The sequence below is a fragment of the Amycolatopsis sp. NPDC058278 genome (assembly GCF_042881395.1).
Classification (GTDB): domain Bacteria; phylum Actinomycetota; class Actinomycetes; order Mycobacteriales; family Pseudonocardiaceae; genus Amycolatopsis.
The window spans coordinates 23,571-45,175 of sequence record NZ_JBHVXZ010000081.1 but is presented as its reverse complement, the minus strand read 5'-3'; the positions used below and the strand labels follow the sequence as shown (position 1 = coordinate 45,175).

At 70.7% G+C, this 21,605-nt stretch carries 27 protein-coding genes; 14 read left to right on the top strand and 13 right to left on the bottom strand.

Features of this window, described 5'->3' with window-relative positions; all coding sequences use genetic code 11:
* Positions 1-92: 92 nt before the first annotated feature.
* Entirely contained in the window at positions 93-644 is a 552-nt protein-coding gene (locus tag ACFVYA_RS33340; protein WP_387050688.1) for a TetR/AcrR family transcriptional regulator, read from the bottom strand.
* A gap of 75 nt (positions 645-719) precedes the next feature.
* Between ACFVYA_RS33340 and ACFVYA_RS33335 the strand changes: the two genes are divergently transcribed.
* A complete protein-coding gene (locus ACFVYA_RS33335) occupies positions 720-1,460 on the top strand; it encodes an SDR family oxidoreductase (RefSeq protein ID WP_285986057.1) in 741 nt (246 codons plus the stop codon).
* Positions 1,461-1,463: 3 nt separating this feature from the next.
* Here the strand turns inward: ACFVYA_RS33335 and ACFVYA_RS33330 are convergent, their stop codons facing one another.
* The 4 genes from ACFVYA_RS33330 to ACFVYA_RS33315 are packed head-to-tail and all read right to left on the bottom strand — an operon-like array spanning position 1,464 to position 4,763.
* Positions 1,464-2,336, bottom strand: coding sequence for an ABC transporter substrate-binding protein (locus tag ACFVYA_RS33330; RefSeq protein WP_387050686.1), 873 nt, complete (start codon positions 2,334-2,336; stop codon positions 1,464-1,466).
* Complete coding sequence (locus ACFVYA_RS33325) at positions 2,333-3,016, bottom strand: ABC transporter permease (protein WP_285986059.1); 684 nt, start codon at positions 3,014-3,016, stop codon at positions 2,333-2,335. The genes ACFVYA_RS33330 and ACFVYA_RS33325 overlap by 4 nt, the downstream gene beginning before the upstream one ends.
* Positions 3,013-3,681, bottom strand: a complete 669-nt coding sequence (locus tag ACFVYA_RS33320) for an ABC transporter permease (RefSeq protein WP_387050684.1) — start codon at positions 3,679-3,681, stop codon at positions 3,013-3,015. The genes ACFVYA_RS33325 and ACFVYA_RS33320 overlap by 4 nt, the downstream gene beginning before the upstream one ends.
* Positions 3,678-4,763 carry an ABC transporter ATP-binding protein gene (locus tag ACFVYA_RS33315; RefSeq protein WP_285986061.1) on the bottom strand — a complete coding sequence of 362 codons (1,086 nt, stop codon included), beginning with the start codon at positions 4,761-4,763 and terminating at the stop codon, positions 3,678-3,680. Before ACFVYA_RS33315 ends, ACFVYA_RS33320 begins: the two co-directional genes overlap by 4 nt.
* Positions 4,764-4,856: 93 nt before the next feature.
* Here ACFVYA_RS33315 and ACFVYA_RS33310 point away from each other — a divergent pair, with 93 nt between their 5' ends.
* Complete coding sequence (locus ACFVYA_RS33310) at positions 4,857-6,263, top strand: bis-aminopropyl spermidine synthase family protein (RefSeq protein WP_387050682.1); 1,407 nt, start codon at positions 4,857-4,859, stop codon at positions 6,261-6,263.
* A 53-nt stretch (positions 6,264-6,316) separates the two neighbouring features.
* Here ACFVYA_RS33310 and ACFVYA_RS33305 read toward each other — a convergent pair whose 3' ends face one another.
* The gene (locus ACFVYA_RS33305; RefSeq protein WP_387050680.1) at positions 6,317-7,498 is read right to left on the bottom strand and encodes an NADP-dependent malic enzyme; all 1,182 of its coding nucleotides are present in this window, start codon (positions 7,496-7,498) and stop codon (positions 6,317-6,319) included.
* Positions 7,499-7,857: 359 nt separating this feature from the next.
* Here ACFVYA_RS33305 and ACFVYA_RS33300 point away from each other — a divergent pair, with 359 nt between their 5' ends.
* The 4 genes from ACFVYA_RS33300 (at position 7,858) to ACFVYA_RS33285 (ending at position 10,156) form a co-directional block, all read left to right on the top strand.
* Positions 7,858-8,463 carry a dTDP-4-dehydrorhamnose 3,5-epimerase family protein gene (locus ACFVYA_RS33300; protein WP_387050678.1) on the top strand — a complete coding sequence of 202 codons (606 nt, stop codon included), beginning with the start codon at positions 7,858-7,860 and terminating at the stop codon, positions 8,461-8,463.
* A gap of 59 nt (positions 8,464-8,522) precedes the next feature.
* Positions 8,523-8,996: an SRPBCC family protein gene (locus ACFVYA_RS33295; RefSeq protein ID WP_387050676.1), complete on the top strand. Its 474-nt coding sequence runs from the start codon at positions 8,523-8,525 to the stop codon at positions 8,994-8,996.
* Positions 8,993-9,427, top strand: coding sequence for a MarR family winged helix-turn-helix transcriptional regulator (locus ACFVYA_RS33290; RefSeq protein WP_285986065.1), 435 nt, complete (start codon positions 8,993-8,995; stop codon positions 9,425-9,427). The genes ACFVYA_RS33295 and ACFVYA_RS33290 overlap by 4 nt, the downstream gene beginning before the upstream one ends.
* Before the next feature lie 69 nt (positions 9,428-9,496).
* On the top strand, positions 9,497-10,156 hold the full coding sequence (locus ACFVYA_RS33285; RefSeq protein WP_387050673.1) for a hypothetical protein: 660 nt from the start codon (positions 9,497-9,499) through the stop codon (positions 10,154-10,156).
* On the opposite strand, the gene ACFVYA_RS33280 is transcribed toward ACFVYA_RS33285, so the two are convergent.
* The gene (locus ACFVYA_RS33280) at positions 10,153-10,626 is read right to left on the bottom strand and encodes a hotdog fold domain-containing protein (RefSeq protein WP_387050671.1); all 474 of its coding nucleotides are present in this window, start codon (positions 10,624-10,626) and stop codon (positions 10,153-10,155) included. The two genes, ACFVYA_RS33285 and ACFVYA_RS33280, sit on opposite strands and share 4 nt — an antisense overlap.
* A gap of 83 nt (positions 10,627-10,709) precedes the next feature.
* Between ACFVYA_RS33280 and ACFVYA_RS33275 the strand changes: the two genes are divergently transcribed.
* Positions 10,710-11,297: an acid phosphatase gene (locus ACFVYA_RS33275; RefSeq protein WP_285986068.1), complete on the top strand. Its 588-nt coding sequence runs from the start codon at positions 10,710-10,712 to the stop codon at positions 11,295-11,297.
* A 1-nt stretch (position 11,298) separates the two neighbouring features.
* Positions 11,299-11,781: a GNAT family N-acetyltransferase gene (locus ACFVYA_RS33270; protein WP_387050669.1), complete on the top strand. Its 483-nt coding sequence runs from the start codon at positions 11,299-11,301 to the stop codon at positions 11,779-11,781.
* A gap of 164 nt (positions 11,782-11,945) precedes the next feature.
* Here ACFVYA_RS33270 and ACFVYA_RS33265 read toward each other — a convergent pair whose 3' ends face one another.
* A complete protein-coding gene (locus ACFVYA_RS33265; RefSeq protein ID WP_285986070.1) occupies positions 11,946-12,416 on the bottom strand; it encodes a hypothetical protein in 471 nt (156 codons plus the stop codon).
* A 352-nt stretch (positions 12,417-12,768) separates the two neighbouring features.
* Between ACFVYA_RS33265 and ACFVYA_RS33260 the strand changes: the two genes are divergently transcribed.
* Both ACFVYA_RS33260 and ACFVYA_RS33255 read left to right on the top strand, forming a co-directional pair.
* Complete coding sequence (locus ACFVYA_RS33260; RefSeq protein WP_285986071.1) at positions 12,769-13,695, top strand: diacylglycerol kinase family protein; 927 nt, start codon at positions 12,769-12,771, stop codon at positions 13,693-13,695.
* Between the two features lie 274 nt (positions 13,696-13,969).
* The gene (locus tag ACFVYA_RS33255) at positions 13,970-14,224 is read left to right on the top strand and encodes a WhiB family transcriptional regulator (protein WP_285986072.1); all 255 of its coding nucleotides are present in this window, start codon (positions 13,970-13,972) and stop codon (positions 14,222-14,224) included.
* A gap of 356 nt (positions 14,225-14,580) precedes the next feature.
* On the opposite strand, the gene ACFVYA_RS33250 is transcribed toward ACFVYA_RS33255, so the two are convergent.
* Positions 14,581-16,101 (bottom strand): sensor histidine kinase, encoded by a 1,521-nt coding sequence (locus ACFVYA_RS33250; RefSeq protein WP_387050665.1) that lies wholly within the window; start codon positions 16,099-16,101, stop codon positions 14,581-14,583.
* A gap of 109 nt (positions 16,102-16,210) precedes the next feature.
* Between ACFVYA_RS33250 and ACFVYA_RS33245 the strand changes: the two genes are divergently transcribed.
* On the top strand, positions 16,211-16,285 hold the full coding sequence (locus ACFVYA_RS33245) for a 50S ribosomal protein bL37 (RefSeq protein WP_098515123.1): 75 nt from the start codon (positions 16,211-16,213) through the stop codon (positions 16,283-16,285).
* 67 nt (positions 16,286-16,352) lie between these two features.
* Here the strand turns inward: ACFVYA_RS33245 and rsrA are convergent, their stop codons facing one another.
* Both rsrA and ACFVYA_RS33235 read right to left on the bottom strand, forming a co-directional pair.
* Positions 16,353-16,673 (bottom strand): mycothiol system anti-sigma-R factor, encoded by a 321-nt coding sequence (gene rsrA / locus ACFVYA_RS33240; protein WP_387050663.1) that lies wholly within the window; start codon positions 16,671-16,673, stop codon positions 16,353-16,355.
* The gene (locus tag ACFVYA_RS33235) at positions 16,670-17,293 is read right to left on the bottom strand and encodes a sigma-70 family RNA polymerase sigma factor (protein WP_387050661.1); all 624 of its coding nucleotides are present in this window, start codon (positions 17,291-17,293) and stop codon (positions 16,670-16,672) included. The genes rsrA and ACFVYA_RS33235 overlap by 4 nt, the downstream gene beginning before the upstream one ends.
* A 192-nt stretch (positions 17,294-17,485) precedes the next feature.
* Here ACFVYA_RS33235 and ybaK point away from each other — a divergent pair, with 192 nt between their 5' ends.
* Positions 17,486-17,962 carry a Cys-tRNA(Pro) deacylase gene (gene ybaK / locus ACFVYA_RS33230; protein ID WP_387050659.1) on the top strand — a complete coding sequence of 159 codons (477 nt, stop codon included), beginning with the start codon at positions 17,486-17,488 and terminating at the stop codon, positions 17,960-17,962.
* Positions 17,963-17,981: 19 nt separating this feature from the next.
* Here ybaK and ACFVYA_RS33225 read toward each other — a convergent pair whose 3' ends face one another.
* Positions 17,982-18,590, bottom strand: coding sequence for an alpha/beta family hydrolase (locus ACFVYA_RS33225; RefSeq protein ID WP_285986075.1), 609 nt, complete (start codon positions 18,588-18,590; stop codon positions 17,982-17,984).
* Complete coding sequence (locus ACFVYA_RS33220) at positions 18,587-19,345, bottom strand: SOS response-associated peptidase (RefSeq protein ID WP_387050657.1); 759 nt, start codon at positions 19,343-19,345, stop codon at positions 18,587-18,589. Before ACFVYA_RS33220 ends, ACFVYA_RS33225 begins: the two co-directional genes overlap by 4 nt.
* Before the next feature lie 120 nt (positions 19,346-19,465).
* Between ACFVYA_RS33220 and rsgA the strand changes: the two genes are divergently transcribed.
* Both rsgA and ACFVYA_RS33210 read left to right on the top strand, forming a co-directional pair.
* Positions 19,466-20,488 carry a ribosome small subunit-dependent GTPase A gene (gene rsgA, locus ACFVYA_RS33215; protein ID WP_387050655.1) on the top strand — a complete coding sequence of 341 codons (1,023 nt, stop codon included), beginning with the start codon at positions 19,466-19,468 and terminating at the stop codon, positions 20,486-20,488.
* A gap of 99 nt (positions 20,489-20,587) precedes the next feature.
* A complete protein-coding gene (locus tag ACFVYA_RS33210) occupies positions 20,588-21,472 on the top strand; it encodes a hypothetical protein (RefSeq protein WP_387050653.1) in 885 nt (294 codons plus the stop codon).
* Positions 21,473-21,605: the final 133 nt, after the last annotated feature.

Here is a 21,605-nt window from a genome sequence, read left to right as displayed (position 1 = left end):
TTGTGACTTCGCAATCCCAAGTTTGCCCTGTGAGACAGGCACTCCGTCTTACTACCGGCCCGTGTCGCCGACCAAGTCATGAAATCCCGAGGCTAAGCGCGCAGGCCGTCGACGATCACCGCCACGATCCGGGGTGCGCGCTCGGCCCAGGCCGCTTCAGGAATCCGCGACAGCGCCCCCAGGAGCAGGATGACGTCCGCGGCGTCGACGCCCGCGCGGATCTGCCCGGCCGCCTTTCCCTGGTCCAGCAGCGTTTCGAGCGCACCATCGAGCCGGTGATGCTGGCCGGAGTACAGGTCCTGCCACGCCGGCACCTCGAGCGCCGCCATGACGCCGCGTTTGACGCGTGCGTACTCGACCAGCCGGTCCAGCCACCGAGCCAGCGCGTCCAGCGGGGCGTGCTCCGCCAGCAGCGGCGCCACCGTGCCGACGAGCTGGCTCAGCTCTCCCCGGTACACCTCCGCCAGCAGGTGCTCGCGCGTCGGGAAGTGCCGGTAGAGCGTGCCCTGTCCGACGCCCGCGGCCTTGGCGACCCGGTGCAGCTTCAGCTCGGCCGCCGCGCCGTTGGACTCGCTCAGCTCCGCCCGTGCGGCCTCGACGATCCGGTCGCGGTTGGCGACGGCGTCCGATCGGCGCTCGCGCAAGACCTGCTCCTCGACATAAGTGGACAAGTGTCCGGTAGGCTTAACCGGACAGTTGTCAGCTTAGCGGGAGGTGCCATGTCGAACGGACTGGACAAGGTCGTCGCCATCACGGGTGCGAGCAGCGGGATCGGCGAGGCGACGGCCGTGGAACTGGCGAGCCGCGGGGCGGCGGTCGTGCTGGGTGCCCGGCGCACCGACCGGCTGGAAGCGCTTGCGCAAAAGATCCGAAACGACGGCGGCCGTGCGGAACTGCTGGACGTCGACGTGACCCGGCGGGCCGACCTCGAGCGGCTCGTCGCCCTCGCCGTCGATCGCTTCGGCCGTCTTGACGTCCTGGTGGCCAACGCCGGCGTCGCCCGGATCGCGCCGGTGAGCGCCCTCGACGTCGACGACTGGGACGCGATGATCGACGTCAACCTCCGCGGCGTGCTGCACGGCATCGCCGCCGCGCTGCCGGTCTTCCGCGCGCAGGGCCGCGGGCACTTCGTCACGACCGTCTCGACGTCGGGGCTGAAGATCGTCCCGACGCAAGCCGTCTACGCGGGCACCAAGAACGCCGTGCGCACGCTGCTGGAAGCGCTGCGGCAGGAATCGACCGACGGCGTCCTGCGCACGACGTCGATCTCGCCGGGGTTCGTGCGCACCGAGCTGGTCGACCACGTCGAGGACCCCGCGCAGCGCGAGCAGGCGCAGCAGGCGATGGCGGCGCTCGGCATCGGCCCCGACGCCGTGGCGCGAGCGATCGCGTTCGCCATCGAGCAGCCGGACGACGTCGAGATCGGCGACCTCACCATCCGGCCCACCCGGCAGGGCTGAGCGCTAAGCCCGCGCCAGGAAGTCTTCCGCGATGTCCAGCGGATTGCGCTTCTCCTCCGTGAACTCGACGTTGAGCCGCGTGAGTTCCGAAGTCGTCAACGCCGCCGACACGCGGTTCAGCGCCGCCACCTCACGCGGTGACAGCGTTCCCCGCGCCACCAGCGGCACGATGTTCTGCGCCGGGAACATGTTCTTGTCGTCGACCAGGGGCACGAACCCGTTCGCCGCGATCGTCGACGACGTGCTGAACAGGTCCGCCACCTGTACGTCGCCGGACTTCAGGGCCGCCACCGTCACCGGGCCGCCCGTGTCCGTCGTGCGGATTTCCTTGAACTCGCAGCCGTACAACGACTTGATCTTGTCCTTCCAGCGGCTGCTCCACTGGCCGGGGCCGCCGAACACCAGGTCTCGGCAGCGCCGCCCCAGGTCCGAGAACGTCTTCACGCCCGTGGACGCCAGCTGCGGGCCGACGACGAGCAGGTCCTTGTCCTCCGCCGGTGCCTGGTCCAGCACCTCGAACCCGGGCGGGATCTTCTGCCGCAACTGCGCGTAGACGTCCTGGGACGTCGTCGCGGTGGTGTCCTTGTCGAAGTAGCGCAACAGGTTGCCGGTGTAGTCGGGCACGACCGACAGCGACTTGTCCTGCAGCGCCTTGACGACGACCTCGCGGCTGCCGACCGGCGGCCGCACGGTCACGTTCGCCGCGCCCGCGTCCCGCAGCGCCCCGGCGTAGATCTGGGCCAGCAGCAGGCTTTCGCCGACGTCGGACGCTCCGATGATGATGTCCCCGGAAGCGCCGCCCTCACCGCCGCCCGCCAGGGGGTTGCCGCAGCCGGCCGCCAGCACCAAAACCACCGACAAGACCAGCCGCTTCACGCCGCCACCTTCTTCACAGCCGCCGCGAGCCGGACGCCCCGGGGCACCAAAGCCCGGTTCAGCAACGAGAAGAGCAGGTCCAGGACGATGGCAAGCAACGTCGTCAGCAGCGCGCCCGCGATGACCTCGGAGTAGTCCAAAATGGCCAGTCCGTCGAGCAGGAACCGGCCCAGGCCACCGAGTCCGACGTACGCCGCCACCGCGGCCGTCGCAACGAGCTGGAGCACGGCGTTGCGGATGCCGCCGAGCACCAGCGGCAGCGAGATCGGCACCTCGACCTTCCAGAGCCGCTGCCAGCCGGTCATCCCGACCCCCTCGGCGGCGTCGACCACGCCGTGGTCGGTCGCCTGCAGCCCGGCGTACGTGCCGGCCAGGATCGGCGGCACGGCCAGCACGACGAGCCCGATGATCGTCGAGGTGACGCTCTCGGTGAAGAGCAGGAACAGGAACGTGACGAGCCCCAGCGTCGGCAGTGCGCGGATGGCGTTGCCGGCGCTCACCAGCGCGACGCCGCCGCGGCCGGTGTGGCCGACGAACAGACCCAGCGGCACGGCGATGACCAGCGCGATCACCAGCGACAACGCGGTGTAGCCGAGGTGTTCCAGCAAGCGCTGCGGGATGCCGTCCGGCCCGGACCAGTGCGCCGGGTCGCCGAACCAGCGGAAGAGATCGGTGATCACGGCGCCCCCACCCGGGTCCACGGCGTCAGCAGGTTTCGCGAGCCGACCAGCACCAGGTCGACGACCAGCGCCAGCAGCAGGGTCAGCACGATGCCGACCACGATCGGCGAGAAGTACTCGCGCTGGAAGCCGTCGGTGAACAGCACGCCGAGGCCGCCGGTGCCGATCAGCGCGCCGACGCTGACCAGGCTGATGTTGCTGACCGACGCGACCCGCACGCCGGCCGCCAGGACCGGCACGGACAGGGGCAGCTCGACGGCGAAGAAGCGGCGCACCGGCTTGTACCCGACGGCGGTCGCGGCGGCGACCACCGGCGCCGGGACCGCGTCGAGCGCGTCGAGCACCGGCCGGACCAGCAGCGCCGAGGTGTAGATCGTCAGCGCGACGACGACGTTGACGCTGTCCAGGATCTTCGACCCGATCAGGCCGGGGATGACGACGAACAGCGCCAGCGACGGGATCGTGTAGAGCAGGTTCGCCGCCACCATCAGCACCTGCCGCGCGGGCCGCCAGCGGTGGCCGAGCCAACCCGCCGCGATCGCCAGTACGATCCCGATGACCAGCGGGAGCAGCGCGAGGTACACGTGGTCGCCGAGGTCACCGAGGATCTGGACACGGTTGTTGGCGCTGCTCAGGTACCGCCCGAGCTCGTCGAAGAAGCTCATGACGCTTGCGGCGTCGCCTCGATGACGTCCAGCACCTGCCGCGCGACCACGGCGCCGACCACCCGGTGATCTTCGTCCACGACCACGCCGAGGCTGGCGGGCGACGACAGCGCCGCGTCGAGCGCGCCCCGGATCGGCGTGCCCCGCACCCACAGCGAACCACCGGCCACGAGGGCGTCTTCCCCGAGCGGACCGTCCACAGTGGAGTTCGGGGGCAGCCAGCCGCGGGGCTGCTTCTCGGTGTTGACCGCGAGCCGCCAGCCGTCGCTCGCGGAGACGGCGGAGCCGATTTCGACCAGCTCCAGCTCCTTGACCTCGACGCCTTCGGCGGAGAGGAACGACAGCCCGCGGTAGCCGCGGTCCCGGCCGACGAACGACGCGACGAAGTCGTCCACCGGGTGCCGCAGGACGTCGGCGGGGGTGCCGTACTGGGCGAGCTTGCCGCCGACCCGCATCACCGCGACCTTGTCCCCGAGCCGGACCGCCTCGTCGATGTCGTGCGTGACGAACACGATCGTCTTGCCCAGCTGCGACTGCAGCCGCAGCAGCTCGTTCTGCAGGTCCTCGCGCACGATCGGGTCGACCGCGGAGAACGGCTCGTCCATCAGCAGCACCGGCGAGTCCGCGGCGAGCGCGCGGGCGACGCCGACGCGCTGCTGCTGGCCGCCCGAGAGCTGGGCCGGGTAGCGCTTGCCGAGCTCGACCGGCAGGCCGATGATCTCCAGCAGTTCGGCGGCCCGCGTGCGCGCCTTCGCCTTGTCCCAGCCGGAAAGCAGGGGCACGGTGGCGATGTTGTCGAGCACCGTCCTGTGTGGAAAGAGACCGGCGTGCTGGATGACGTAGCCGATGCCGCGGCGCAGCAGCGCCGGGTCGCCCTCGGCGACGTCCTTGCCGTCCAGGAGCACCTGGCCTGCGGTCGGCTCGACCATCCGGTTGATCATCCGCAGCGACGTCGTCTTGCCGCAGCCGGACGGGCCGACGAACACGGTGATCGTGCCGTCTTCGACCGTCAGGTTCAGCTTGTCGACGGCGACCGTCCCATCCGGATACTGCTTGGTCACGTCGCGGAATTCGATGGTCACTGCCACTCCCCATGTCCCGGTCGGTTCGACCGTAGCCGAGTCCGCGGTGGTTGGCACGCCGTTCCGGCAGGTGGTTGGCTAGGCTCGGAGCCCGTGAAGGCACTCGACGACGTCCTCGCCGCGCACGGCGTCGGCGTCCGCCCGCTGTACCGCGTCCTCGACCTGCTGCGCACCGGTGACCACGACCTCGGCGAGCTGGTGCGGCTGAGCACCGCACCGCGGCGCAGTGTGGAAGCCGTCCTCACGGCCCTCGGCGACGACCTGGACCGCAGCGGCGACCGCCTGCGCATCGCCCCCGGCGTCGCGGCGTCGTACCTGCAGTACCGCGCGCCGCGCTACGCCGACCCGCTCGACGAAGCCGTCGCGGCGCACGAGCTGCTGCCGAAGATCGCCGAGTGGGTGGCCGAGGTGCCGCCGCCGCTGGCCGCGCTCGACCACGTGCAGGCCACACCGGAGACCGTGCTGCGCCGCGCGCTCTGGCTGGACGCGCAGTACGACCTCGCCTCGGCACGCCTGCTGTTCCTCGGCGACCACGACCTGACGTCGCTGGCGGTGCGGGCCGTCTGCCCGTCGGCGGCCCTGACCGTCGTCGACCTCGACGAGCGCGTGCTCGCCTACCTCGACGACCGCGGCGGTCGCGAGATCCGGACCGCGCACGCGGACCTGCGCGTCGGCCTGCCACCATCGCTCTCGAACGGCTTCGACCTGGTGTTCAGCGATCCGCCGTACACGCCCGAGGGCATGGGCCTGTTCGCGGCGCGCGGGGTGCAGGCGCTGCGTGAGCCGAGCGAGGGACGGCTGCTGCTGGCCTACGGCTACAGCCCGCGCCACCCGGCGCTGGGCGCGCAGGTGCAGCGCTCGCTGGCGACGCTCGGGCTGACGTTCGAAGCGATCCTGCCGGGCTTCCACCGCTACTTCGGGGCGCAGGCGATCGGCAGCGCGGCGGACCTGTACATCTGCCAGCCGACGGCGAAAGCCAAGAAGATGCGCAGCGGCAAGGCGATCTACACGCACGGCCCGCAGTCGGTGGAGGCGGCCGGGACCAAACCGGCACTGCTGGAGAAGCTGAAGGAGATCGCGGTCGCGGGCGGGCTTTCGCTGGAGTCGCGCCCGGTGGACTGGTCGATCTCCGGCCCCGAGGGTGACGCGGTGGCGATGGACCTCTCGGGCGACCCGGGCCCGTGGCTGCTGCGGACGCTGCTCGGCACGAATGCCCGGCGGCTGGCGTTGCTGCTGCCGAACGCCCACCCCGACCTGGCGGACCAGGCGGCCCAGGAGGCGCTCGCATCACTCGTCCGGGGGAAGTACACGCTGCGGTACCTGCGGAGCACGCCGGACAACCGCCACGCGGTGGTGGTCGCGGACGCGGTGGAGCACCAGGACGAGATCCTGACCCGCGCCCACGCCCGCCTGGCGAACGTCTCCCTCGACGTCCCCACGGATCTCACGGACCTGCGCCTGGTCGACGTCCCCCGCCACCGGCTCGTCGAACTGCTTTGAACACGCCGAAGGCGGCCCTCCCACCCGTGGGGAAGGGCCGCCTTCGGGAACGCTCAGTCCGTGACGCCGTCGGCTTCCGCCGCCTTCGCCACCGCGGCCGCGACCTCGGGGGCCACGCGCGGGTCGAGCGGGCTCGGGACGATCCGGTCCGCGCCGAGGTCGTCCATCGCCACCGACACGATCGCCTCGGCGGCCGCCAGCTTCATGTTCTCCGTGATCGCCCGGGCACCCGAGTCCAGCGCGCCGCGGAAGACGCCCGGGAACGCCAGGACGTTGTTGATCTGGTTCGGGAAGTCGCTCCGCCCGGTGGCCACGATCGAGGCGTACCGCGCGGCCGCGGCCGGGTGGACTTCCGGGTCCGGGTTGGACAGTGCGAACACGATGCCACCGCCCGCCATCCGGCCCAGCAGCGACTCGTCGATCGTCGCGCCCGACAGGCCGAGGAACACGTCCGCGCCTTCCAGCGCCTCCGCCAGCCCGCCGCGCAGGCCCGCCTTGTTCGTCGTCGCGGCCAGCCGCTCCTTGACCGGGTTCAGGCCGTCGCGACCGGAGTGGATGATGCCGCGGGAGTCGAGCACCGTGACGTCGCCGATGCCGGCCTCCTGGAGGATCTTCGCGCAGGCCACGCCCGCCGCGCCGGCTCCGGAGACGACCACGCGCTGGTCGGCGATCGCCCGGTCGAGGACCAGGTTGGCGCCGCGCAGCGCGGCCAGCGTCACGATCGCCGTGCCGTGCTGGTCGTCGTGCATGACCGGGCAGTCCAGCGCTTCCTTGAGCTTGTCCTCCAGCTCGAAGCACCGCGGCGCGGAGACGTCCTCCAGGTTGACGGCCCCGAACGACGGCCGGAGCCGCACCAGCGTCTCGACGATCTCGTCCACGTCGGTCGTGTCCAGCACCAGCGGGATCGAGTCGAGCCCGCCGAAGGTCTTGAAGAGCACCGACTTGCCCTCCATGACCGGCAGCGACGCGCTGGCGCCGATGTCGCCGAGGCCGAGCACCGCCGTTCCGTCGCTGACCACGACGACCAGCCGGTCCGCCCACGTGTAGCGCTTGGCCTTGGCGGCGTCCTCGGCGATCGCGCGGCTCACCTTCGCCACACCCGGGGTGTACGCGATCGAAAGGTCACGCGGGCTGGAAATCGGGCGGGTGGCCGCCACCGAGAGCTTGCCGCCCTCGTGCCCGGTGAAGATCTCTTCGTCGGTGACCGGCGCGACAGCGCCGGTGGGGTCGGTCATGGGGTTTCCTGTCGTCGTTTCCGTCATTCCCCCAGTGGGAATGACGGAACTCGCGGTTCGGACTCGGGTCACTGGAATTTCTCCTGGGCATGCGGGCTGGGACCACGGTCCGCAGGGGGAAACCGTGGGGGATCCCGGCACGGCAGCCCAGCGCGGTAGCGCCGGCCTGTCGGCGAGGCGTCACGTCGGCCATCGGTGCCGTGGGTCTGGCGATGGCCGCGGACGCGGCGGTTCGTTCATTGTGACAGGTCCCCCGCCGCCGGTGACCCCTCGGTGCGGTTGATGTCACACCGGCGCCGATTTCCCGGCAATTCCCAAGACGTCCGTCCGGTTTTGTTGGCGCCCGATAAGGTGACGCCATGCAATTCCGCCGGCTGAGCGTCCCGGACGCCTACGAGTTCTCCCCCCGGGCGTTCCCCGACGACCGGGGCCTGTTCGTCGCACCCTTCCAGGAGGACGCCTTCCTCGACGCGGTCGGTCACCCGCTGCGGCTCGGCCAGTCGAACCACAGCGTGTCCCGGCGCGGCACCATCCGCGGCATCCACTTCGCCGACACCCCGCCCGGCCAGGCCAAGTACGTCTACTGCCCGCGCGGGTCGCTGCTCGACATCGTCGTCGACATCCGCGTCGGTTCGCCGACCTTCGGCCGGTGGGACGCGGTCGTGCTCGACTCGCGCGAGTTCCGCGCCATGTACCTCGCCGAAGGGCTCGGCCACGGCTTCGTCGCCCTCGAGGACGACACCGCGATGACGTACTTCTGCTCGGAGCCGTACAACCCGGCGGTCGAGCACGGCATCACCCCGCTCGACCCCGCACTGGACCTGCCCTGGCCCGCGGACATCGAACGGATCATGTCGGACAAGGACCGCACCGCGCCGACCCTGGCCGAAGCCCGCGAACAGGGCTTCCTCCCGATGTACGCGGACTGCGTCGCCTACTACGACAAGCTCCGCTCGGCGCACTGACCGGTCCCCGGCCGCGAGGCCGCTTGCGCTTTTAGTATGCGCGCATATAGTCTGCTCGCATGACACTTTACGAGTACGAGCACAGCGAGACCTCCGCCGCCCCCGCCGCCGCGATCTGGCCGCTCTGGGCCGAGACCGGCCGCTGGCCGGAGTGGGACGCGGGCGTCCGGTCGGTGGTCCTCGACGGCCCCTTCGCCGTCGGCTCCAGCGGCACGATGACGATGGACGGCATGCCGCCGATCCCGTTCACCCTCACCGAGGTCACCGAGGGCCGGAGCTTCACCGACGAGACCCGGCTGCCGGACGCGCACCTGCGGTTCGAGCACGAGCTGACCGACATCGACGGCGGCACGCGGATCACCTACCGCGTCACGATCGACGGCCCGGAAGGTTTCGGCCCCCAGGTGACCGAAGACACCCCGGACGCCATGCGCGCGCTCGCCCGGCTCGCCGAGGCAGCGATATCCGGGGCTTCGCCCCAGGCCGAGGACTCCGCCACCCGGAACCCCCGAAGGACAGGATCACGAGCATGAACGCCCCGGAGTCCCGCCTGCCCGGCCCCGAGCGCAGCCCCGGCTTCCTGCTGTGGCGCGTGACGCTGGCCTGGCAGCGGGCGATGCGGGCCGCACTGGCCCCGCACGACCTCACGCACGTCCAGTTCGTGCTGCTGACGACGACGTGGTGGCTCACCCGCTCGGGCGAGCCACCGACCCAGCGGCAGCTCGCCGACCAGGCCGGCACCGACACGATGATGACCAGCCAGGTCGTCCGCAAGCTCGCCGATCGCGGCCTGCTCGCGCGCGCCGACGACCCGGCCGACGCCCGCGCGAAGCGACTGGAAGTCACCCCGGCCGGCCTCGAACTGGTCGCGAAGGCGCTGAAGGACGTCGAGGCCGCGGACGCCGAATTCTTCGCGGCCACCGACGACGGTTTCGTCGACGCGCTGGCCCGGCTCGGCCCCTGATGATTCCCGGGTCTTCCTTGGGGGCGATCCCGGATGTCACGGCGTCGCTGCGCGAGCAGGCTCACCGCCATGAAACTTCTCGCACTGGGGGCGGCCGCGGTCGCACTGGCCTTGACCCCGGGAACCGCGTCCGCGGACGAACTCCCGACGTTCGACTTCACCGACTGCCCGGCGCCGCCCGCGAACGCCGATCCGGGCACGTGGCGCTGCGAAGCCTTTGTCTCCCAGGGAAAGCTGACGATCGGCACCCAGGAGGTCCCGCTGGGAGAGCTGCGGCTGACGTTCAGCGAAGGGCGGGTGAACGGCCAGTACGCACAGGCGTTCGGCGCACTGCGGCACGAGCCGGTGCGCGTGCCCGGCCTGGCCGGCACGACGCTCCAGCTGCGCTACGGCGGTTATTCGGACTTCCAGGGCAATGACGCTCGCCGCGGCGAGCTCGACGTCTACGCGGTGCTGCGGCACCCGTTGCTGCGCCGGGAATGCAGCATCGGCACGGCGGCCGCGCCGCTGCACACCGTCGTCCACGACGACCCGGCGCTGCCTCCGACGGTGCTCTCCAAGAACCCGCCGACGTTCCACTTCGGCGTCGTCGACCCGGATCTCGCGCTCCCGGCGACGCAGGGCTGCGGCCCGCTCGGCCGGCTCGTCGACCGGAAGCTGGGGCTGCCGTCGCCGACTGGGCAGAACACGTTCCAACAGACCACGTACGTGCAGTACAAGCAGCTCTAACGCTTCTTCGGCGTCACCCAGACCGTGATCGTCCCGGTGACCACGGGCCGGCCGTTCGTGTCCGAAATGGTCACCGGGACTTCGAGGTCGAAACCGGCATCGCCGAATTCCGGCAGCTCGGGCAGCGCCGCCACCGCACGCAGGCCCGTCTCCGCCTTCGCGACGTACTGGACGTTCATGCCCTTCGGCAGCCAGCGGTGGGTGGTGGGGACCGTCGCCTCGGCGAGCATGCCCATCGCGATTTCGGCGAGGTTGCAGGCCGCGATCGCGTGAAAGGTGCGGATGTGGTTGTAAACACCCCACCACTTCGGCGCGGTGACCTCGCAGTGGCCCGGACGCAGCTCGCGCACCGACGGCAGCACCGTGCGGAAGTACGGCACCCGGAGGCACATCGCGGCGCTGAACAGCTGTTTCCCGCCCGGCTTCCCGGCCAGCCTGTGCCACATCGCGAACGTCGGCGTCTGGGACATGGAGGTCTCCTCGAACTAAGCTACCGTTCAGTAGCTAAGCAGACGGCCAGCCGCCGCGCAAACCGCCGGATATATTCGGGCGCGTGACCAACCGTCTCTTCCTCCTCCGGCACGGGCAGACCGAATGGTCGCTGAACGGGCGGCACACCGGCCGCACGGACATCCCGCTGACGCCGGCGGGTGAAGGCCAGGCACGTGCGGCGGGCGGCACCCTCCGCAGCCTGGTGGGCGGCCCGTCGCTGGTGCTGTCGAGCCCGCGTGCCCGGGCGCTGCGCACGGCCGCGCTGGCCGGCCTGCGTGTCGACGAAGTCACCGAGGACCTCGCCGAGTGGGACTACGGCGACTACGAAGGTGTCACCACGCCGAAGATCCGCGAAACCGTGCCGGGCTGGACGGTCTGGAGCCACCCGATCCCCGGTGGCGAAAGCGCTCCGGACGTTTCCGCCCGCGCGGATCGCGTGCTGGAGCGCGCCCGGCGTGCCTGCGAAGCCGGTGACGTGATCCTGGTGGGACACGGGCACTTCAGCCGGGTGCTGGTGGCCCGCTGGCTCGGCCTGCCCGCCACCGCCGGCGTCCACTTCGGACTGGACGCGGCCGGCATCGCGGTGCTCGGCGACGAGCGCGGCGAACCCCAGATCGAACACCTCAACCTGCTGCCCGCGGAGGACTGACGTGCCCGACGACCGCATCCGCCGGATCCGCCCCGACGACGTCGAGGCGGCCGTCGGCCTGGTGTACGACCTGGCGGAGTACGAGCGCGCGCCGGACGAGTGCCACCTGACGCCGGCACAGCTGCGGGAAGCGCTGTTCGGCGAGGCGCCGAAGCTGTTCGGGCACGTGGCCGAAGTGGACGGCGAGATCGTCGGCTTCGCCGTCTGGTTCCTCAACTACTCGACCTGGCGCGGGGTGCACGGGATCTACCTCGAGGACCTGTACGTGCGGGCGTCCCACCGCGGTTCGGGCCTGGGCAAGGCGCTGCTGGCCGCACTGGCGGCCGAGTGCGTCGCGAACGGCTACGCGCGGCTCGAGTGGTCGGTACTGGACTGGAACCCGGCGACGGAGTTCTACAAGGCCCTCGGCGCGGTCCCGATGGACGAGTGGACGGTCAACCGCCTCACCGACGCCCCGCTCCAGGCCCTGGCCGCCCAGGCGTAACTCACGTGATCAGACCCGGATCTCGCGTGATCCAGCCCGGATCTCGCGTGATTGAAGCCGGATCTCGCGAGTTACGGCCTCAATCACGCCGGTTACGGCCCCAATCACGCCGGTTACGGCCCCAATCACGCCAGTCACGGGCCTGATCACGCCGGATTCGGGGTTCAGTCCTCTTCGGGGCCTTCGCGCTCGGCGCGGCGGCCGGCGAGACCGCCGCGTTCGGCGGCTTCCGTCTCGGTCTCGCCTTCGCGCAGGCCCAGCGCCCAGGCCCGGGCCGGCCGACGGAACAGCAGGGCCAGGGCCGCGATGCCCAGCAGGGCGATCGGCACGCCCCACAGCGGCTCGCCGGACGGGCCCAGCAGGTACCAGCCGAGGCCGATCACGATCAGCGCGATCACCACGCCCGGCGAGCGCGCCCACGTCTGACCGAGGACCAGCCCGGCCGACGCGGCCAGGAACGCCAGCGCCACCACGATGAACGTGCCCGATTCGACGAAGACGTTGTTGCCCGGCTGAGCCGGCGACCGCAGGCCGTTCACCAGCACGATCACCCCGAACACCAGCAGGGCGAGCGACGGTACCGCGGTGACGGCACCGGCCAGCCGGACCTCGCGGGGAGCGGGCGAGAACTTCACTGCGGCGGCCTTCCGGACGGACTGGGCGAGTGCGGGGCGCGGGGCTTTGCGGGAGCACAGGTTTGCGGGCAGCACAGTGGACTCGACCAGGGCGAGTCACCGTGCGTGAGCCAATTCGATCGTATGCCACCCGGTCGGCCGTTTTCGCGGGACCGCCCGGGCACCGAAAATTCAGGGGTCGTCGATGAGCGGGCGGTCGGCCCGGGTGCACTTGTCACGACGTGCGGACACCGCGCTGTGAAGGAGGACCGCCCGGCACAGGGTCTCGAACGTGCTGTTCCCCGGGGTTGCGCCCGTCACCATGCGGCGCCGGAAGGTTCTCGGGCCGCCGGAAGTCACTTACTCTGCGGTAATGCGCGCAATCCTCGTCGTGAACCCCCAGGCCACCTCGACCACCGCGGGTGGCCGGGACGTGCTGGCGCACGCGCTCGCCAGCCAGGTCAAGCTCGACGTGGTCGAGACGGACTACCGCGGTCACGCGATGGCCATCGCGCGCTCGGCCGCGCGGGACGGCATCGACCTGGTCGTGGCGCACGGCGGGGACGGCACGGTCAACGAGGTCGTCAACGGCCTGCTGGCCGACGCCGACGGCGATCCGAACGACATCGGGCCGGTGCCCGCCCTGGGCGTCGTCCCCGGCGGTTCGGCCAACGTGTTCGCGCGGGCCCTCGGCATCTCGGCGGATTCGTTCGAGGCCACCCACCAGCTGCTCAACGCGCTGGAGAACGACCGCTCGCGCCGGGTCGGGCTCGGCCTGGCCGACGGCCACTGGTTCACCTTCAACTCCGGCCTCGGCTGGGACGCCGACGTCGTCGGCCGGGTGGCCAAGCGCCGCGGCAAGCAGACGACGGCCGGCCTCTACCTGCGGGCCGCCGTCCGCTCCTACTTCCGGCCGCCGCTGGGCCGGCCGGCCCTCACGATCCGCATCCCGGGCGAGGAACCGGCCGAGGCGTTGACCGCTTTCGTGTCGAACACCGATCCGTGGAGCTACCTGGGCGAGCGAGCCGTCCACCTCAACCCGGGTTGCTCGTTCGAGACGGGATTGGGTTTGTTCGCGTTGAACGGTCTGGGGTTGCCCACAGTGTTCAAGCATGTACGCCAAGCTTTGACTACGAAGAGCAACCAGCGCGGCCGGCGTCTCGTGCGTCACGATGACCTGCCGATGATCCGCATAGATGCAGCTGAACCGGTAAACTTCCAGGTGGACGGCGACCTCGTCGGCCAGCGGACCCGAGTGGAATTCTTCAGTGTCCCGAACGCACTCACGGTAATCGTGTGACGACGGGACCGCTGATCGCCTGCGGATAAGTACCAGGTGCCGTTCGTCGACGGAGAAGCTCCACTCAGCGCATCAGCCTTCCCTTTCGACGGCTGCTTCGGAGAGAAACCGCAGGTCAGAGGGGTCGCTCGGCCGGGTGACCTGACTCACCGATCTTCCGGAAACCCTTGTCGAAAGCGGTGCTTCGTGAAAGCATTCACAAGCACCCAAGAACACGACCGCCATTGACGACTGTGGCGCGGCCCTCCCGCGCCATATGAAGGAGCTCACGAACATGGACTGGCGCCACGACGCGGCCTGCCGAGACGAGGACCCCGAGCTGTTCTTCCCGGTGGGAACCAGCGGTCCGGCTCTGTCGCAGGTTACGCAGGCGAAGGCCGTGTGCCACCGCTGCCCCTCCGCTTCCGACTGCTTGGCCTGGGCTCTGGCCAGCGGCCAGGACGCGGGCGTGTGGGGCGGCATGAGCGAGGACGAGCGACGCGCGCTCAAGCGCCGCCGTACGCACATCGGCACGCGTACCAACGCCTAAGTTTCTCGAGATCCACCCAGGCCGAGCAGGAATTTCACCCGGCGGGCATTTGTCGTGCCCACGCCGTCTGGGGTGATACCTACCCGGTCTGAGCTTAACAACCGAGGCGAAACCACCTGGCGACGGGTGCGGCGAAACCTCACCGGGACATCAAGTCCTCCCACGAAGCGTTGAACGGCCCGGCACCACGCACCTGGTGCCGGGCCTTCAACGTGTCGTCCCCTCAATCACGAGTGTCGACCCCGCAATCACGCGTGATGACCGCTCGATCACACGGCCGATGGGCCCACGCGTGATTGAGCAGCCAGCTCGCGTGATCAGGGAGACGACGCGCGTGATTGAAGGGACGACACGAGTCAGAGCCGGCGCGAGAGCGGGATGCGGAGCGCGGCTTCCGTCCCCGTCACGCGGGTCGCCGACGTCTCCGTCCGCACCTTGCGCAGCGACAGCGAGCCCCGCAGCTCGGACTCCACCAGCGTCCGGACGATCTGCAACCCGAGCCCGTCGGACCGCTCCAGCGAGAAGCCCGCCGGCAGGCCGCGCCCGTTGTCGCGGATCACGATGTCCAGCCAGCGGGCCGAACGCTCCACGATCAGCTCGACCTTGCCCGACCGGCCCGCCGGGAACGCGTGCTCGATCGCGTTCTGCACCAGCTCGGCCAGCACCATCACCAGCGGCGTCGCGATCTCCGCGACCACCACCCCGAACGAGCCCTTCCGGGACAGCCCGACCTGCGACTCCGCCGTGGCGACCTCGCCGACCATCGGCAGCACGTTGTCGAGCAGCTTGTCGAGGTCGACGCGCTCGTCCACCGAGATCGACAGCGCCTCGTGCACCAGCGCGATCGACGTCACCCGGCGCACGGATTCCGCCAGGGCGAGCCGCGCCTCCTCCGACGACGTCCGCCGGGACTGCAGCCGCAGCAACGCCGCCACCGTCTGCAGGTTGTTCTTCACCCGGTGGTGGATCTCACGGATCGTCGCGTCCTTCGACAGCAGCGCGCGGTCCCGCCGTTTCACCTCGGTGACGTCGCGGACCAGCACCAGCGCGCCCGCCGCCTGGCCGGCCGGCCGCAGCGGCAGGGCGCGGAACAGCACCACGGCGCCACGTCGCGAGTCGGCCTCCGTGCGGCTCGACGGCTTCCCGTCGAGGGCCTCGATGATCCGGTGGGACACCTCGGTCGCGTCGAACGGGTCGCGGATCAGCGACCGCGTCAGCGGCGCCAGCCGGGTGCCGACCAGGTCGGACTCGTGCCCCATCCGGTGGTAGGCGGACAGGCCGTTCGGGCTGGCGAACACGACCGTGCCGCTCGAATCGAGGCGGATCAGCCCGTCCCCGACCCGCGGCGACGTGTGCGTGTCGGTCGCGTTGGTCCCGTTCGGCGGGAACGTGCCGTCGACGATCATCTGGCACAGGTCGCCGGCACTGCCCAGGTACGCGATCTCCAACGGCGACGGCACGCGCGGCGCGGCCAGGTTCGTCTCGCGGCTCATCACGGCGATGACCTCGTCGTGGAACCGCACCGGGATCGCCTCGCGCCGCATCGGCAGGTCGCGGTACCAGTGCGGGTCCTCCTCGCGGCAGATCCGCACCTCGCGCATGGCCTTCGCCAGCTGCGGGTGTTCCTGGACCGTGAACCGCGTGCCGACGACGTCCTCGGGGTGCGCTGTGGGCGCTGTCGTCGGCCGCGCGTGCGCAACGCAGACGAAGTCGCCGCCGTCGGGCTGCAGCTCCTCGGTCACCGGGACCCAGAGCAGGAAGTCGGCGAAGGACAGGTCGGCCAGCAGCTGCCACTCGGCGACGACGGTCTGCAGGTGGTCCGCCGCCTCTCCGGGGAGGCCGGTGTTGTCGGCGAGCAGTTCGGCGAGCGTGGACACGCACCCCATCCAACCAGAGGGGGCCGTCATGACACACTTGAGCAGTTGACCCCAGCCCGGCAGGCGCCAGCGCCGCGGCCGTGGCCACTTTTGACGACGAGGAGTGAACATGTCGAAGCGCGCCCGCAAGCGTCGCGACCGGAAGAAGAACGGCGCGAACCACGGCAAGAAGCCCAACGCCTGATTCCCGGCGTCGGCATGACGAAGGCCCCCACACACCAGCGTGGGGGCCTTCGTCGTGCTCAGGCGCGCTACTCGGAGCGCTGCTCGAGGGTGATCTCGGTGCGTTCCACGGTGACGCCGCCGCGCGTGGCGACGGTCTGGCGGATCGACGCGCGCAGCCGGCTCTTCAGCTCGGCCGGGGCGTGGTCGCCGCCGCACTTGCGGGCCAGCAGCTGCTTGATGTGCTCGTCGATGCCGTATTCCTCGAGGCACGGCGGGCAGTCTTCGATGTGCTGCCGCAGGGCGGCGTCACGCTCGGCGCTGCACTCGCGGTCGAGCAGCAGGTAGATGTCGGCGAGCGCCTCTTCGCAGCGGACCTTGTCGGACGCGCCCTCGCACATGTCGTTCATCGCCCGGCCACCTCTTCCTGGGCACCCCGGATGAAGCCGCGCTCCCGCGCCACGTCGGCGAGCAGGTCGCGCAGCTGGGCACGGCCGCGGTGCAGACGGGACATCACGGTGCCGATGGGCGTGTCCATGATCTCGGCGATCTCCTTGTACGCGAAGCCCTCGACATCGGCCAGGTAAACGGCCAGCCGGAACTCTTCGGGCAGCTTCTGCAGGGCGGCCTTGACGTCGGAGTCGGGCAGGTTGTCCATCGCCTCGACCTCGGCCGACCGCAGCCCGCTGGAGGTGTGGTTCTCCGCCTTGGCGATCTGCCAGTCGGTGATCTCCTCGGTGGGGGCCTGCACCGGCTGCCGCTGTCGCTTGCGGTAGCCGTTGATGTAGGTGTTGGTCAGGATGCGGTACATCCAGGCCTTGAGGTTGGTTCCCGCCTTGAAGGAAGCGAAGGCGGCGTACGCCTTCAGGTAGGTCTCCTGGACCAGGTCCTCGGCATCGGCGGGGTTGCGGGTCATCCGCATCGCGGCCGAGTACAGCTGGTCGAGCAGCGGCATCGCGTCGCGCTCGAAGCGCTCGGCGCGCTCGGCCTCGGTCGCTTCTTCCGGCGCTGAGTTCTGCGTGCTCGGCAAACCGTTCCCTTCCCGCTCGGCGTCGATGCGCGTGCGCGCATACGGCGGACCCGAGTTTACGCGGGGACCGGGCACGCCGCGGTTCGCCGGTGCCTGGGAACTGCGGCGGCTGCGTGAGCGTGTGGTGGCGAGCGTTGTTGTCACGTCCGGTACAACCGGCCGGGGCGATCGGGCATTCCCTAGACTTCCGCCATGGCTGGCAAAGGCACCCCGGCGACGGCGTTGCTGGTGAAGCAAAAGGTGGCGCACACGCTGCACGCCTACGACCACGACCCGCGCGCGGAGTCGTACGGGCTGGAGGCGGTGGAAGCGCTGGGCCTGGACCGCGCCCGCGTGTTCAAGACGCTGGTCGCGGAGGTGGACGGCCGGCTCGTGGTGGGCGTGGTCCCGGTCACGGGCCAGCTGGATTTGAAGGCGCTGGCGGCCGCGGCGGGCGGCAAGAAGGCGAAGATGGCCGACCCGGCGGCGGCCCAGCGGGCGACCGGGTACGTGCTGGGCGGCATCTCGCCCCTGGGCCACCGAAGCCGGCTCCCGGTGGTGATCGACTCTTCGGCGGAGAAGTTCGAGACGGTGTTCTGTTCGGCCGGTCGCCGCGGGCTGGAGGTGGAGCTGGCGCCGGGTGAGCTGATCCGGCTGACCGGCGCGGTGGTGGCACCGATCGGGGCCTGAGTCTCATCCGCTGTCACCGTCAGGCCAGCGGCCGCAGCACCCTCGACAGCCACTCGGTCGCGGCGCGCGAGAGCGCCTCCAGGTCCTTGCCCAGGTTGTGGTCGCCGTCGACCAGGACCAGCTCCTGGTGCGGCCCCGGCTTCGGGCGCCCGAAGGGGTCGCGCTCGCCCTGGATCACCAAGGTGGGGACCTCGACCGCGTCGAACTCCGGCTGGCGCGTCTTCTCCGGCCGGCCCGGCGGGTGTTCCGGGAACGCCAGGCACAGCACCGCCACCGCCTGCCCGGCCGACGCCGTCCGGCAGGCCACCCGCGCACCCGATGACCGGCCGCCGAACACGAACGGCAGGCCGTCGAAGCGCTCCGACAGCTCGTCCGCCACCGTCAGCCACGCCGTGTCCAGCTGGTTCGCCGGGGCCGGCGCGCGGCGGCCCGCCACCCGGTAGGGCTGCTCGACCAGCGCCACGTGCACGCCGGCCGCCTGGGCCGCGCGCGTCACCGCCACCAGGTCCTTCGCGTCGAGCCCGCCGCCCGCGCCGTGGCCGAGCATGAGCACCGCCACGCCCTCCTCGGCGCAGTGCAGGTACACCCGCGCCGGGCCGTAGGCGGTCTCGATCGGGATGGCCGTCATGACTTCGGCGCGTCGAACAGGGCGCCCTCTTGCGCCGGATCGACCCGCTCCAGCAGCTCGGGGCCGTTGTTGCGGACGTTGTTCACCTTGCTCGAGATCGGGCGCAGCTCCAGCGACGCCACGATCTCCTCGGGCGTCGGCACCAGCAGGTCGGTGACGTCTTCGCGGTCCGGGTCCAGCCAACCGTCCCAGTGCGAGCGAGGCACGATCAGCGGCATCCGGTGGTGCACGTCGGTGAGCTGGCCGGCCGCGTCGGTCGTGATGATCGAGAAGGTGATCAGCGGCGCCGCCTTGTCGTCGTCCTTCGGCCGCCAGCTCTCCCAGATCCCGCCGAACGCGATCGACGAATCGTCGGGCGCCGTCATGTAGAACGGCTCCTTCTCCTTGCCCGTGCGGCGCCACTCGTACCAGCCGTCGGCGGGCACCAGGCAGCGGCGCGACACCAGCGCGCGGCGGAAGGCCGGCTTCTCGGCGGCCGTCTCGGCGCGCGTGTTGATCATCCGCGAGCCGACCGACGGGTCCTTGGCCCAGAACGGCACCAGGCCCCACTTCATCATCCGCAGCGAGCGCTCGGCGGGCTCGTCCTCGAGGACCTGGCCGTCTTCGTCACGCGGGTGCCGCTGCACGACCGTGACCACGTTCTTCGTCGGTGCCACGTTGTGGTCGGCGCGCGCGTGGCCTTCGGTGAGGTCGATCGCGTCGAACTCCTCGATCAGCTTCGCCGGGTCTTTCGTGGCGGCGTAGCGGCCGCACATGGCCAACCTCCTCGTGCCTTCCCCAACAGTCCGGGACGTCATCGTTACACGCAGGCCAGGGCCGTGGCGAGCGGCGTGGGATCATTCGGGTGGGCACCGGCACACGAGAGGACGACGGGTTTGGCGCGCAACGACTGGAGCAAGCTGGACGAGTCCGACGTCCGGGTGCGTCCAGGCAAGGGCACCCGGCCCCGCAGCAAGCGCCGTCCCGAGCACGCCGACGCCGTCACGGCCATGGTCATCGGCAAGGACCGCGGCCGCTGGACCTGCGCGATCGACGCCGATCCGGCCCGGGTGATCACGGCCATGCGGGCCCGCGAGATGGGCCGGACCCCGGTGGTCGTCGGCGACCGGGTCGGCATCGTCGGGGACGTCTCCGGCAAGCCGGACACCCTCGCGCGGATCGTCCGCGTCGACGAGCGCACCAGTTCGCTCTTGCGCACGGCCGACGACACCGACCCGTACGAGCGGCTGGTCGTCGCGAACGCCGAACGCCTGCTGATCGTCACCGCGCTGGCCGACCCGCCGCCGCGGACCGGCTTCATCGACCGCTGCCTCGTCGCCTGCTACGCGGGTGGCGTCGAGCCGGTCCTCTGCCTGACGAAGGCCGACCTGGCCAGCCCGGACGAGCTCCTGGCGGGTTACGCGGGCCTCGACATCCCGGCGATCGTGACCCGCTTCGACCAGGAGCCCGAAGGCCTCGCCGGGATGCTGAAGGACCGCGTGACGGCGCTGGTCGGGCACTCCGGTGTCGGCAAGTCGACATTGGTCAACCGCCTGGTGCCGGACGCCGACCTGGCCGTCGGCGTGGTGAGCGGAGTCGGCAAGGGGCGGCACACGTCCGTCGCCGCGGTGGCCCTGCCGCTGCCGGACGGCGGCTGGGTGATCGACACGCCCGGTGTTCGATCGTTCGGGCTGGCCCACGTCACCGCCGACCACATCGTCGACGCCTTCGAGGAGTTCGCCGAGGCCGCTGAGGAGTGCCCGTCGGGCTGCGGGCACCTGGGCGCGCCCGAGGACCCGGATTGCGCGCTCGACGACGTCGTCACCGAAGGGAAGGCGAGCCCGGAACGGCTCGCGTCGCTGCGGCGCCTGCTGGCCTCACGCGGCGGCCACGATATGACTCGCCCCACGGAGGCCTAGGCAACCGGAACCGGTCGCCGATCGTCATCGTCACATCGGTAACCAATCACCCGGTCAGGCGATATGCCGAGCGGAAGATCCAACTCCGAGGGGAACTCAATGCGCAAGACCACCCTGGTCGCCGCGGGCGCCGCGCTGGTGCTCACGCTGACCGCGTGCAGTGGTAACTCCGCCACCGGCACCGCCGAGCCGGCGGCCGCGGGCGGGCAGAGCCAGTCCGCCGGCCTCGCCTCGCCGTTCACCGACGCGGTCCAGCTGGCGTCGGCGTCCAAGCAGAACACCGTGAAGTCGAAGTCGGCCAAGTTCACGATGGAGGGCTCGGCCGCCGGCCAGACGCTGAGCGCCACCGGCGCGATGGCCATGGACGCGACCGACACCCGGTTCTCGATGACGAGCACCGCGGCCGGGCAGACCACCGAGATGCGCCTGGTCGACAAGGTCATGTACATCAAGCTGCCCGCCGAAGAGCAGAAGCAGCTGGGTACGGACAAGGGGTGGGCCAAGATCTCGGCCGACGGCAACGACCCGTTCTCGCAGGCCCTGGGCGGCGCGCTGTCGAAGTCGGCGGAGCAGAGCGACCCGAGCAAGATGCTCGACCAGATCTCCAAGGCGGGCCGGATCATCTCGTCCGACCAGACCGAGCTGAACGGCGAGAAGGTCAACCACTACAAGGTGGAGCTCGACGTCGCCAAGGCCGTCGACCAGTTCACCGGCCAGGTTCCGGCCGCGACGCGCGACAAGCTCACCGACATGCTCAAGGGCAAGGACATCAAGCTGCCGGCCGAGCTGTGGCTGAACAAGGACAACCTGCCGGTGCAGGTGACCATGGACCAGGGCCCGATGATGCAGGCGCTGGGCGCGCCGGCCGGCGACGCGAAGTTCACGATGAAGTACAGCGACTGGGGCACCCAGGTCGACGTGAAGGCACCGCCCGCCGACCAGGTCGTCGACCTCGGCGAGCTGATGAAGAAGGCCGGTCGCTGACCGGACGACGCTGAGTACTGATCCGGCCAAAAGCAGGCCGGCTCGCGCGCGGCACGTGACCGCGGCGGCAAAGTCACCCGGCCGTGGCTGTGGCCGGATCAGTACCTACCGGCACAGTAGCGGCGGCTCCCCC